11 protein-coding genes are annotated in these 12,831 nt (G+C 58.5%); 10 read left to right on the top strand and 1 reads right to left on the bottom strand.

The features are described from left to right. Positions 1 to 182: 182 nt before the first annotated feature. On the bottom strand, positions 183 to 680 hold the full coding sequence (locus KH208_RS12145; protein WP_291436623.1) for a hypothetical protein: 498 nt from the start codon (positions 678 to 680) through the stop codon (positions 183 to 185). A gap of 42 nt (positions 681 to 722) precedes the next feature. Between KH208_RS12145 and KH208_RS12140 the strand changes: the two genes are divergently transcribed. The 10 genes from KH208_RS12140 to topA all read left to right on the top strand — a co-directional run bounded on the left by KH208_RS12140 (position 723) and on the right by topA (position 12,697). Beyond that, positions 723 to 1,463 carry a type IV secretion system protein gene (locus KH208_RS12140; protein WP_291436621.1) on the top strand — a complete coding sequence of 247 codons (741 nt, stop codon included), beginning with the start codon at positions 723 to 725 and terminating at the stop codon, positions 1,461 to 1,463. Positions 1,464 to 1,474: 11 nt separating this feature from the next. Further along, positions 1,475 to 2,395 (top strand): P-type conjugative transfer protein TrbG, encoded by a 921-nt coding sequence (gene trbG / locus KH208_RS12135; protein WP_291436619.1) that lies wholly within the window; start codon positions 1,475 to 1,477, stop codon positions 2,393 to 2,395. A 1-nt stretch (position 2,396) separates the two neighbouring features. Beyond that, complete coding sequence (locus KH208_RS12130; RefSeq protein WP_291436617.1) at positions 2,397 to 3,611, top strand: TrbI/VirB10 family protein; 1,215 nt, start codon at positions 2,397 to 2,399, stop codon at positions 3,609 to 3,611. A gap of 10 nt (positions 3,612 to 3,621) precedes the next feature. Further along, positions 3,622 to 5,265, top strand: coding sequence for a PcfJ domain-containing protein (locus KH208_RS12125; RefSeq protein ID WP_291436615.1), 1,644 nt, complete (start codon positions 3,622 to 3,624; stop codon positions 5,263 to 5,265). 112 nt (positions 5,266 to 5,377) lie between these two features. Further along, positions 5,378 to 7,366, top strand: a complete 1,989-nt coding sequence (locus KH208_RS12120; RefSeq protein WP_291436613.1) for a type IV secretory system conjugative DNA transfer family protein — start codon at positions 5,378 to 5,380, stop codon at positions 7,364 to 7,366. Beyond that, the gene (gene traF / locus KH208_RS12115) at positions 7,363 to 7,902 is read left to right on the top strand and encodes a conjugative transfer signal peptidase TraF (protein WP_291436612.1); all 540 of its coding nucleotides are present in this window, start codon (positions 7,363 to 7,365) and stop codon (positions 7,900 to 7,902) included. The genes KH208_RS12120 and traF overlap by 4 nt, the downstream gene beginning before the upstream one ends. Further along, complete coding sequence (locus KH208_RS12110; RefSeq protein WP_291436611.1) at positions 7,902 to 8,243, top strand: hypothetical protein; 342 nt, start codon at positions 7,902 to 7,904, stop codon at positions 8,241 to 8,243. The genes traF and KH208_RS12110 overlap by 1 nt, the downstream gene beginning before the upstream one ends. Next, positions 8,240 to 8,428 carry a hypothetical protein gene (locus tag KH208_RS12105; protein ID WP_291436610.1) on the top strand — a complete coding sequence of 63 codons (189 nt, stop codon included), beginning with the start codon at positions 8,240 to 8,242 and terminating at the stop codon, positions 8,426 to 8,428. The genes KH208_RS12110 and KH208_RS12105 overlap by 4 nt, the downstream gene beginning before the upstream one ends. Then, positions 8,415 to 10,547 carry a zincin-like metallopeptidase domain-containing protein gene (locus KH208_RS12100; RefSeq protein WP_291436609.1) on the top strand — a complete coding sequence of 711 codons (2,133 nt, stop codon included), beginning with the start codon at positions 8,415 to 8,417 and terminating at the stop codon, positions 10,545 to 10,547. Before KH208_RS12105 ends, KH208_RS12100 begins: the two co-directional genes overlap by 14 nt. Next, on the top strand, positions 10,544 to 12,697 hold the full coding sequence (topA, locus tag KH208_RS12095; RefSeq protein WP_291436608.1) for a type I DNA topoisomerase: 2,154 nt from the start codon (positions 10,544 to 10,546) through the stop codon (positions 12,695 to 12,697). The genes KH208_RS12100 and topA overlap by 4 nt, the downstream gene beginning before the upstream one ends. Positions 12,698 to 12,831: the final 134 nt, after the last annotated feature.

The following is a 12,831-nucleotide window of genomic DNA, read 5'->3' as shown; positions in this document are numbered from 1 at the left end:
CTATTACGTAAAAAGAGAGCCTATTTTTCTTGTAGGTGCTATCGTGATTGCATTGCCATACTCACTTTATCTATATTTTTCTGGGAGAAGCATTTTAAAAAATATAAAAAATGATTTTTATACTCATAAAAATCATTATATTTTATTTTTTATCGCATCGTTCCTCTCTATAGTTGGAGCAACTATAGTTTTTTTAGAATGTAACTAGAAATTTGATCACTGATTAACAGAAGAAATACACATGAAAATAAAACAAAAATTCCTATAAAACGAAAATTATATTTATGACTACTTTCTATTTCACCAATAATAAAACTAATGTCATCATTTCCTTCTATTATGTATTTAGCGATAGTATTTTTTGATTTTAGATTTGATACAACTGAAAGTATATAAAATGAAAGTGATAGGGCATATATAGACATAAAAGATGAAAATATATTTACAACATTTAATGTTATTGCAGTAAATGCAAATGCTGAGTCTGTCATAAGAATTACTGACGCAATTGTATTTAATGATGAGTGAAAATTTGAATTTACCAAAGAATAAGCTGAAAGCATCAATGAGGAGTTAGTGTGACCGATATGTTTTTTATCCTCATAGAGGCCGTCTGGAAGCGCGGGTACAACAGTGTTTTTTTCTTGTCCATTTTTATTCTTTCTGCGGTTTTTTTTCATGGAGTCAACCTCTTTTGGTCAGAAAAATAAAGGAATCATACAATGAGTCTGTTCAAGAAAAAAGAGAAAATCGACGTTCACGCGTCCGCGCCCAAGCCCGCAGACGGCCATAACCCGTACCTTAACGCCCGCCAAGAATGGCTGGAACGCTACGGCTCGTATATCAACCGCGCGGCGCAATGGCGCATGACGGCCTTCATCGCCCTGATGCTCCTGGGCGGATCCATCATGTGTAATGTCATTCAGGCGAACCAGGTCAAAGCCATTCCGTACATCATCGAGGTGGACAAGCTGGGCAAGGCCGCCGTGGCGGCTCGCGCGGATCAGGCCGGCGCCGCACCCCTGCGGCTGGTCCAGGCGGAAATCGCCGCCTGCATTACGGACTGGCGCACGGTCACGGCGGACATTGAGCTTCAGAAGCAGATGATCCAGCGCCTGAGCTTTTTTGTGGCCGGCAGTGCCAAGGGCGTGCTCAAGGAATGGTTCACGGCCAACAATCCCTATGAAATCGCCAAGTCCGGCAAGCTGGTCCATGTGGAAATCAAGAGCCTGCCCTTGCCGGTGAGCTCCACTTCTTACCGGGTGGAGTGGACGGAGACAGTCCGCGCCCATTCGGGCGTGGCCCTGGAAAGTCATACCTATGAGGCCACGGTCAGCGTCCAGATCAATCCGCCCACGTCGGAAGCTGTGTTGCTGCGCAATCCCGGCGGCGTGTACATCACCAGCCTTTCGGCCAGCCGCGTATTTAAAAACGCCGGTCCGGCCGCTTCCAAAGCTCAATAGGAGTTTTCCGCATGAAAAGGTTTGTTGTTTCCCTGTTGCTGGCATGCTGCTTTTTCCCTGGAGCAGTTGAGGGCGCGGCCCCTTCCAGGGGCCCGGCGTCCGCTGCTTCCGACCCGGCCTCGGCCCCGCCGTTGCCGGCCGATTTCCTGAACACGCCCCCGGATTTTCTCAGCAATGACGCCGTGCCGTTGAGCAAACGCGAACGGCAGGCCCTCAACCTGAGCCGTGATTGGGCCGGACGCGGCCCGGCTCCGGTGCTCTCGCAGTCCGGCAAACTGGTCTATGAGCATGGCGCTTCCCTGCCCACCATCCTGGCCAGCCCCATGCAGGTCTGTGATGTGGAACTCCAGCCCGGGGAGAAGGTCAATGAGGTGATCGTGGGCGATTCCGCGCGCTGGATGGTGGAAACGGGCACTGCCGGCAACACCACGCACCTCTTCATCAAGCCCGTGGACGCCGGGCTGGAAACAACCGCCGTGGTCACCACTGACCGCCGCATTTATCATCTGCGTCTTATTTCCCAGCGCTCCGGACATACCCCGTATGTGGGCTTTGTCTACGCCGACGCCATGAAGCTCCAGCTTGCGGAAAAGAAGGCCGCCAGAGAACAGGAAATCCAGCGCAATACGGCCACAATTGAGGGGAAAGAGGTCGATATCTCCGGGCTGAATTTCAATTTCGAGGTGAAAGGCAAGGCCTCCTGGAGGCCTGAACGCGTCTTTGACGACGGCCAGAAAATTTACATCCACCTGCCCCGGAAAAGTACGGAGATGCCCGTGCTGCTGGCCCGCAAGCATGGGGAAAACGTCCTGGTCAACTACCGCGTGGACGGCAAGAACCTGGTTGTGGACGGCCTGTTTGACGACATCTCCCTGCTGCTGGGCGTGGGCTCCAGGCGGGAGGAAGTGCGGATCATCAGAAAAGGCCAATGAGATGAGCGACGAATCCCCCAACGCCCTTGTCATGTCGCCCACGCCACTTGTGGCCAGAATGGGCCGCTGGCCGCTCTATGTTCTGCTGGCGGTCCTCATCATGATGCTCGCCGTGCTGATCTACAGCGTGAATTTTGCCCATGACCCCAAGAAAGATGAGGAAGAAGCCAAAAAGGCCGCTGTAAGCGAAGAGGAAAAGCCTGTCTGGCTTGTGGAGGGAAGCGGTTTGGCGCTTGATCCCAAGAAGGATCAAACGAGCGGCGTTGCAGCGCCTCCGGAACCGGCAAAGCCGGAACCCTTGGTAGTTGTCCAGCGTGAGGAAAAACCGGATCAGCAGGCGGAAAACATCCGCCGCGTCAAGAGCCAGGCGTATATGAGCGCTCTCAGCGCGCCCTTGGTCGCCAAACGCATGACCGACGCCAATGCCGCTGCCGTGGCCGTCAGCGCGCCTGTGAACGGCTCCGCGTCGGCCGCCGGTCAAAATGCCGTTTCCGCCACGGCTTCAGCCGGAAGCGACAACTACTATGACCCGGCCGCTGATCGGGACAAGGAAGCCTTTTTTGACCGCGCCCGCAAGGACACTTCCTGGCAGCTTCAGGAGCAGCGCACGGCCGGCATGCCGCTGGAGCTGAAAACCGGCGCGGTCATTCCTGGCGTCATGCTGACAGGCGTGAACTCGGATCTGCCCGGCAACATGATCGCCCAGGTTTCGCAGCACGTCTTTGATTCCGCCACCGGCCGGAACCTGCTCATTCCCCAAGGCACCAAGATCTACGGCGTTTACGACTCCCGTATCGTGTACGGCCAGGAGCGCGTCCTGATCGCCTGGAACCGCCTGATCTTTCCGGACGGCTCATCCATCTCCCTTGGAGCCATGCCTGGAGCGGACATGGGCGGCATGGCCGGCCTCAATGACGACGTAAACAATCACTACATGCGCATATTCGGCTCGGCGCTGATGATGTCCCTGGTTTCCGGCGGCATGGCATACGCCCTGGACGGCGTGAACGACAGCACGAAAACCGACAACGGAACGCGCATGACCGACGAGATGACGGCATCCCTGGCCCAGCAGCTTGGCCAGACGACGACAACGCTGCTCCAGCGCAATCTGAGCATCAAGCCCACGCTGGAGATCCGGCCCGGCTACCAGTTCAATATTGTCGTCACCAAGGACGTGATTTTCAAGGAACCTTATACCCGCTGGCGGCGCTGAGGAAGCAGCCATGAACGGAACCGCAGAGAAGAAACCCCGTTCCACCCTTTTCGGGCGGAAGGATCTGCTGGAAGTCTACCGCCGGGCGAAAGACTTCATCATCAGATATAAGCTGCTCCGCATGTGCCGCTTTTCTGATGAAAACGGCCTGAAACGTCTGACGATCTGTAATCTCTGGCGGATCGAGCGGAAAACGGATGGCGCGCTGCATACCTTCGCATTCGACCTGCGCAACGGGGAGTGGCTTGAAACGGACAACCTGGACAAATGGCCGGATATCCCTTTTGCCCCCATTGGGGAAAAGACGCGTTCGCTTGATTGGGGCTTCTGGCTCTGCAAGGACGCTTTAGGCAAGGCTCTTCGCGCCGCCGGAGCCGACGACCTCCCTGAGACGGGAGAAAACGGCGCGCCCAGCTCCAGAGTATACAGAGCTCTCTTCAGAAAATACTTCGGCGGGGAGGTCCGGAATCGGAAGGGCGAATTCCATAGGAGCCAGGGCCTGCTCACGAATGCCTCCACGGATTCCGGGGCCAAAGCCTTGCGGGCCGTCTGGTGGGATCATTTTGTGGACCGCGAGATGCTTTCCGCCTTGCTCGCCATGGATTGGCGCAAATGGACCGTTGCGGGCTACCTGAAATATGTCCGGCATCGTCCGGCGCTACTGAAGGTGGCCGCAGAGCACCGGAACCTCCTTCCGGTTCTGAAAGAGATTAACCCGCAGCAATGGGGCCGGAATGACCTTTTTTCACGCAAGCTCTGGGTCAGGGACGGAAGAAAAAGCACGGCCCTGGACCGCAGGCCTGTCCAGCCTGAATGCTGCTGGGGGTACAGGCTACGCAGCTTCGAGTCGGCCGCGCCATGGCGCTGGCTGTCCAGAGCTTCGTCGCTCATTGTCCGCGAATGGACGGAGGCGAAAAACAACCCGGTCATCGAGGATCTGGCCCTGGCCAATTGCGGCGGCATCCATGCGCCGGTCTGTGCCTATGTGAAACTCATCCGCTTTTCAAACCGAACCAGGTTTCCGGCCGGGTCGCCTCTTGTGCGACAACTCTACCGCGTTTTTCTGAAGCACTGCGCGCAGATATGGAAAGAGAGGGGTTTTGCCGCCATGCGGCGATGGCTCTGGAATGATCCGGAGTCGGATCTCACGCTCATGGCGGACTACCTCCATGCGGAAGGCTTCGCGCAGGGCCTGCCGGACAGAAATTCTTCATGGGCCTCCCTGCTGCGCAGATCTGAAGACTGGCACAGACGTGTCGCAATTCAACGTTCGGAACGAAAAGACAAACTCCTGAAATGGGACTCGCTTCTCCCGGAAACCGTCATTGACGGCGTGGCCTGTACGCCCCTGACGGATAGCCAGGCCTTAGCCGAGGAGGGTTCTGAAATGTCGCACTGCATCAGCAGTTATGCGGGCCACTGCCATCAGGGGACATACCGGGTCTTCGCCCTGAAGGAGCCCGACGGGACAAGATCGACCCTGGGCATATGGCTGAACGGCAAGGATGGCGTGAGCCTTGATCAGCACCGTGGCCCGCACAATTCCGCCGTTTCCCGGAAAGCCGCTGCCGCCGCAAAAAAATTGCTGAATGCCTACCGGCAGGCTCTCGCGGAGACGCTGCAATCCTGCCGGAAGGAAAAGATCGCCGCGTAACACAAAGGGCCTTTCGGTCGCGGATCCGGAACCAGGCTGGCCATACAAGTAACCTGCTGGAATTTCACACAGCGGCATTTGTCCCCGGTAACACGTTTTGTTGGAGAGAATCATGGCGCAACAGGAATACGGTCTTCAGGAATCAACGCCCAAGCGCAAAACCGCGCCCTGGTGGCTGCTGCTCCTGCTGCCGGCGCTGGCGCTGCTGGGCATGAGCATGGCCACGCTGAAGGCGGCTTCGGATTATGGCTTCCAGTCCGCTCTGGGGCAGCCGTGGTTTAATCTTTTCGGCATCCCGATTTACGCGCCTTGGAGCATCTTCACCTGGGAAGGCATTTCCCCGACGGTCATGGACAGCGCCATGACCGTCGGACAGGCCTTTTTCATCCTGCCCTTGCTCCTTGCCGTGCTTTGTACGGTGGCCTTCCGCCGGCTCAAGGGCAATCAATATCTGCACGGTTCGGCGCGCTGGGCGCGGGAAAACGAGATCAGGCGCATGGGCTATTTCGAGGGCAAGGGCGTCTATGTGGGCGGCTGGTTCGACGCCGGGAAAAATACCCTGCGCTATCTCCGGCACAACGGCCCGGAACATGTTCTTTGCTTCGCGCCCACGCGCTCCGGCAAAGGCGTCGGCCTGATCCTGCCGACGCTGCTGTCCTGGCCAGACTCCAGCCTGACGCTGGACATCAAGGGCGAGAATTGGGCGCTCACGTCAGGCTGGCGCAAATCCCAGGGGCATACGGTGCTGCGCTTCGCGCCTGCGGACTCGTCCGGATCCGGCTGCGCTTTCAATCCTCTGGACGAGATCCGCCTGACGCAACTGGAAGCTGTCCAGGACGTGCAGAGCATGGCGCTGATGCTGGTGGATCCTGACGGCAAGGGCATGGCGGACCACTGGACCAAAGCGGCCTTTGCCTTTTTCTCCGGGCTGATCCTGCATTGCTGCGTCATGGTGCGGCATAAAGAGGGCCGCATGCCCACGCTTCAGGAATTGACCATCATGATGTCTGATCCGGATCGTACCTCTGCGGAGCTGCTGGATGAGATGATGGCCACGGATCACGCGGAGCTGTTCCGGGAGTTCGCCCCGGACGCTGACGCGCGCGTGGGCGATGCCTGCCATATCTTCATTGCCAGCTCCGCGCGGGAAATGTCCTCCAAGGCGGAAAACGAGGCCTCCGGCGTCCTGTCTTCCGCGCTGGTGAACATGGCCATCTACCGCGATCCCATCATCAACATCAACACGGCCCGGTCTGATTTTCACATCCATGATCTCATGAATGACGAAAATCCGGTGGACCTCTATCTGGTGGCTCCACCGGACGGCATAGACCGGGTGCGCCCGCTGATGCGCCTTATGCTGGACCTGATTATCCGCCGCGTCTGCGCCAAGATGGAATTTGCCGACGGCGCGAGCAAGGTCGGCTATCTGCATCGGCTCCTGCTGATGCTGGATGAGCTTACCAGCCTGGGGAAACTGCCCATTCTGGAGAAAGCTATTGCCTACATCGCCGGTTACGGCGGCAAACTGTACATCATCGTCCAAGACGTAAAGCAACTCAACGAGGTATACGGCAAGGACAATGCGATCTTTGGCAACTGCCATGTGCGTATCGCCTATGCGCCGAATGATCCGGACACAGCGGAGTTGCTTTCCAAGATGACCGGCAAAACTACGGTGGTGGAGAAGAAAACCTCCATCTCCATCGGCAAGGGCGGGCGCACCCGCTCCATCAACATGGCGGAAACGGCCCGGCCCCTGCTGACGCCGGATGAATGCGGACGCCTGCCCGGCGCGGAAAAGGATAGTGAGGGCAAGGTCACAAAGCCCGGTCATATGCTGATATTCACCGCTGGCCAGTATCCTGTTTACGGGATGCAGATTCTCTATTTCAAGGATCCCACGTTCTCGCAGCGCTCCAAGATGCCCGCGCCGGGCGTTTCAGAAAAGTATCCCGCCGGCATCACGGATTCCCTGTATTTTCCCCGGCCCAAAGAATGGTTCTCTCCGGTGGAAACACCCCAGGAGGAAAAAACGCCGGATGTGCCGGAGCAAGCCCGGCCTGCCAGCTTCGAGAGTTTTCTGGAGGAGCGGCCATGAAAGCGCTGCCGGCCGTTGTTGCCGCTTTCTTTCTGCTGCTGCCGCTGCTGCATCGTGCGGGCTTCCGTTTCAACCCGACGCCATCCCTGCCCAAAGGCATTTACCGCATCGCGCCCGGCGCTCCGGAGCGCGGAGATCTCGTCTCCTTTTGCCTGGAGTCTCCGGTCTGGACCTCTCTGGCCAGAGAGCGCGGTTACGTCGGGCCGGGCTCCTGCCCTTCAGGACTTCGGCCTTTGCTCAAACGCCTGGCCGGGCTTCCCGGTGATGCCGTCGCGGTCACGCCTTACGACATACAGATCACGTCAGCCGCCGGATCGGCCTGCTTCTGGCCGGCTCCGGCCAGGCGCAACGACAGTATGGGCCGTCCGTTGCCGGCAAGCTCGCTGCGCGCCGGCGTGATCCCTGCCGGCATGGCCCTGGTGCTCGCCGGTCATCCGGGCAGCTTTGACAGCCGTTTTTTCGGGTTCGTGCCTCTGGCCGGCATGGCCAGGGTGGAGCCCGTATGCATCTTTGAACCTTCAACTATGGGGAACTGATGAATATGACGGAAAAAAATCGTGATCAGATGTCCTTCATCCGCATTGGAACCGTCCATGAGCAAGCGGATATTGCGCTGTTCATGGACGAAGTTTTCAGGGAAAGCGTGAATGATTACTGGACACAACAGGCAAGAGGACTGCTTCACAGTATTCTGTCCCGTCTGATGCGGCAGTGCAAAGAGGAAGACAGCATGCTGCCATACTCTGAACTCATTGCCGCCCTGCGAATCCATGCATCAGGCATTTCAGCGGATGATCAGGAACAGAATGCCATTCTCGCAACGGTGAACAATCAACTTCTGAAGTGGAGAACTTCAGCCCTGGAGAAACTGTCATGAATAAGGAAGAACTGAATGCTGCGGCCACGGATGCCTTCAACCAGGCCCAGGACGGCCTGGCCGTGCCCCTTGATCCCGAACAGGCGGAAGGCATGGGTGCTTTCTCGGAAGACGCCCTGACGCTGAAGGATATCCTGGACGACGCCCTTCTTGCGGCGGAAGGGGGGGAAGATGGCCGGGGATAAGAAAGAGCGGATCCCGTTCCATGAAGAGTTCGCCGGCAAGGTCATCAAAATGCTGGAGGAAGGCACGGCTCCCTGGCAGAAGCCCTGGACGCCGGCCCAGAACCTTGCACCGCGCAATCCTCTTTCCGGCACGGTCTACAAGGGAGTGAATCGTCTGCATCTGGCGATGGCCGGCTATGAAGATCCGCGCTGGATGACGCTGAAACAGGCCAATGACGCTGGCTACCGTATCAAGGCGGGCAGCCGCTCCACGGCCGTGGTTTATTACCAGTTCACGAAAGAACAGGATCGGTTGGATGAAAATGGTCAGCCGGTCCTGGGCGACGACGGCAAGCCGCAAAAGGAAAATATCGCGCTTGAGCGGCCTATTATGCGTATGGCGCGCGTTTTCAACGTGGAGCAAGTGGAGAATTTCCCTCCGCTTCCGGAACACGAAAAAGCCTTTGCATGGGATCCCCAGGAAAAGGCCGAAGCCGTGCTCGCCAATTCCGGCGCTGTCATCAAACATGATCAGCATGACCGGGCTTTTTATCGCCCGCTGAACGATGAAATTCACCTGCCGCCCCAGAACAGCTTTGACGCCGCCGACAAATACTATGCCACGGCCCTGCATGAGCTGGGACACTGGACCGGACACCCTGACCGCATGAACCGGGAATTCGGACCGTTCGGCTCGGCCACATACGCCAAGGAGGAACTGCGCGCGGAAATCAGCTCGTGGATGGTTGGTCAAGATGTCGGCGTGGGCCATGATCCCGGCCAGCATGCCGCCTATGTGAAGTCCTGGGTGAAGGCGCTTAGGGAGGATCCGCTGGAAATCATGCGCGCCTGCCGGGATGCGGAACATATCCGCGACTATGTTCTGGGGTTGGAAATGCAGAAGGAAAAGATTCATGAGCAGAGTGTGGAGCGTGGACAGGACGACGCCGGCATGGCCGCGCCTTCCGGCGCTCCCGTTGATCCTGCGCAGGCCAAAACTTATCTCCATGTGGCCTACAAGGACAAGGAGGCCGCCAAGGCTTTGGGGGCTCGCTGGGACGGCAAACAAAAGCAGTGGTACGCCCCTGAAGGAACGGACCTCGCGCCTCTGCGGCGTTTCATGACGCCGCTTGAGCAGGCTTTTGCCGGAGCCAGGGCCGCCACGCCGGCGGAAAATCTCTCTCCGCAGGAAGAGTTCGCCCGCAAGCTGGCGGACATGGGCCTGGACCTCAAAGGCCAGCTTCCGGAGCTGGACGGCAAAATTCACCGTGTCCCCTTGCTTTCCAAAAAGGGCAGGGGAGTGGACGGAAGCTATTGCCTCCACGGCGACGGCATTCCGGCGGGCTGGGCGCAAAACCATGTCACCGGCGAGAAGGTAAAGCTCGTGGCCACCGGCGTCGTGCTCTCGTCGGCGGAACGGGAACGCCAGCAGCGGGAGCGTACCGCGCGGCTTCAGGCGGCGGAAGCGGAACGCGCCAGGGCGCACGATGCCGCCGCCCAGCGCTGCAAGGGCATGTGGGACAGCTTCAGCCCGGCCGTCTCGTCTCCCTATCTGGAGAAAAAAGGCGTGAAAGCCTTCGGCCTCAAGGAAGATCAGGGGAACCTGATCATTCCGTTACGGAACGTCGAAGGTGAACTGCGCGGCTTCCAGGCCATTGATCCGGATGGCCAGAAGGCTTTTGCCACGGGCATTGAGAAAAAAGGCAACTTCCATCTGATCGGCGCTGACGGCAAGGACTTGTCCCAGGGAGAAATTGTCCTTTGCGAAGGCTACGCCACCGGCGCTTCACTGCACATGGCCACGGGCAAGCCCGTGGCGGTCGCCTTTGACTCCGGTAACTTGTTGCCTGTGGCGGAAGCCATCCGCGACAAATACCCCAACGCCGCTATCACCATCTGCGCGGACAACGATCACGCCATGCAAAGGGACGGCAAGCCCTACAACGTAGGTGTGGAAAAAGCCGAGCTGGCGGCGCAGAAGGTCAACGGCAAGGTCAAGGTCCCCACGTTTACCAACAAGGAAAAGGCCCAGGGCCTGACCGACTTCAATGATCTGCACAAGGCACGCGGCCTTAAGGCCGTCCAGCGCCAGGTCGGGAAGGAGCGCGCCAAGGACCGGGGCAAGGAGCTTGGACGATGATAAGACTGCTGATCGTGGAAAGCCCCGGCAAGATCAAGAAGTTGCAAAGCATCTTGGGCGCGGAATGGCGCGTGGCCGCCAGTTGCGGCCATGTACGTGATCTGCCGCTCAAGGAAATGGGCATAGCCCCGCCTGATTTCAGGCTGCGCTATGAACCCACCGCGCGCGGCGCGGATGTGCTCAAAAAGCTGGCCGCCCTGGCGCAAAAGGCCGATGAAGTCTATCTCGCCTCGGACCCGGATCGTGAGGGCGAGGCTATTGCCTGGCACATTCAGGACACCCTGGGCCTGAAAAATCCCCGGCGCGTCACCTTCGGCGCGATCAATGAGCAGGAAGTGCTGGCCGGAGTGACCGAGCCGCGCTCCGTGGATATGGCCCTGGTGCATGCGCAGGAAGGCAGGCGCGCTCTGGACCGTCTGTGCGGCTACATGGTGTCCGGCCCGCTGGGCCGGGCTGTGCGGGAAGAAAAAATGTCCGCCGGACGGGTGCAAAGTCCGGCTGTCCGGCTCGTGGTGGAGCGGGAACGGGCCATCCGGTCCTTTGTCTCCACCACACATTTTGGTGTGGAGCTGCTGTTTGAGGCCGTGGAGAATATCTCCGACGGCTGGAAGGCGGCCTGGCTGCCCAGGGAAGGCTGGCTGGAGGAGGGCCAGGAGTATTTTCTGGACAAGTCCGCGGCCGAAAAAATCGCGGCTTTGCGGACCCTGGACATTCTCTCCTGCGAAGAGAAGGAAAGCCGCGCGGCCCCGCCCGCGCCTTTTACCACGTCCTCCATGCAGCAGGCGGCCAGCAATGCGCTGAAGTTCAAACCCAAGAAGACGATGGAGCTGGCGCAGAAGCTCTATGAGGCCGGGCATATCACCTACATGCGCACGGACAGCCCCAACTTGAGCGAAAGCGCCATTGCCGAGATCCGGGCGTATTGCGACGCCCAGGGCTGGCCCCTGCCGGCCAAACCGCGCACCTGGAAGAGCAAGGCCGGCGCGCAGGAGGCCCATGAGGCCATCCGCCCCACGCATGTGGACATGGAAGAGGCCGGAGAAACGGACGATGAGAAAGCCCTGTATCGGCTGATCCGCATTCGGACGCTGGCCAGCCAGCTCGCGGATGCCGTCTTTGACGTGCGCGTGGCTCGGCTCGTCAGCGACGTGGACGGCAAAAAGGCCGTGTTTGAGGCCAAGGGCCGGACGCTTCGGGAACAGGGCTGGAAGGTGGTCATGGCTGCGGACGCTTCCCTGGCCGACGCTGAAGAGGCGGAACCTGACAACGCTGTGCCGGACCTCAAGGCCGGATGCCAGGCTACGGCTATCCGGGGCGAAGTGAAGACGAAAAAGACAAAACCCGCCTCCCGCTTCTCCGAAGCCTCGCTGATCCGTGAGATGGAAAAGCGCGGCATCGGCCGCCCGGCCACCTATGCCGCCATCATGGAAAACATCACGTCACGTGCCTATGTGAAAGAAGAAAAAGGCTTTCTCGTGCCCACGCCGCGCGGGGAAAAGCTGGTGGACGCTCTGGTGGGCGCATTCGGCTTTCTGGACCTGGATTTCACCAGCCATATGGAAGAACGCCTTGATGACGTGGCCGGCGGCAAAGTCAGCTATGTGGAGTGCGTCGGCGTGTTCCATGCCCAGCTCATGGAGGAGCTGGGCAAGTTCGTCCAGGCGCATGCCGTTCCTTGTCCGGCCTGCGGAGATCGGGAGCAGTTCCGGCACATCTACTCCAAGGAAAAAGGCTGGAATTTCTGGGGCTGCAAGGCCTGCGGTGCCACCTTCGCCGATGACAACGGTCGTCCCGGCCCCAAGCGGGAGAAGGCGGCTTCGGAACTGACGGATTTTTCCTGCGAAAAGTGCGGCAAGCCCCTTCAGCATCTCAAAGGCACGAAAAGGGATGGTTCCGGCCAGTATGACTTCTTTGCCTGCTCGGACAAGGAGTGCGGCGCAAAATACGACAATGTGGACGGCAAACCCGTAGCCCGTGAGGCTCCAGCCTTGTCGGAATACAAATGCAAGGAATGCGGCAAGCCATTGGTGCCCCGGCCCACACGAAACGGCGGCGTCTGGTTCGGCTGCTCCGGCTACCCCAAGTGTAAAGTCCGCTATTGGGCCAGGGACGACGGCAGCCCTGATTACGACAATCCCCCCAAACACTGAAAGGAGTAACAATGTCCGGTTTTATGAGTTCTACCACGGCAATGAAAGTTTTTGAGGCTCAGGCCAAAGAACCCGACTCCGACAAGTTGCGGAAATACGCCTTCACGCCCACTCCCGGCCCTGACGGCAAACGC

Source organism: Desulfovibrio sp. (assembly GCF_018379785.1).
In the GTDB taxonomy this organism is placed as follows: domain Bacteria; phylum Desulfobacterota; class Desulfovibrionia; order Desulfovibrionales; family Desulfovibrionaceae; genus Desulfovibrio.
The sequence above is the reverse complement of the archived record's forward strand: the minus strand, read 5'-3'. Positions and strand labels throughout refer to the sequence as shown.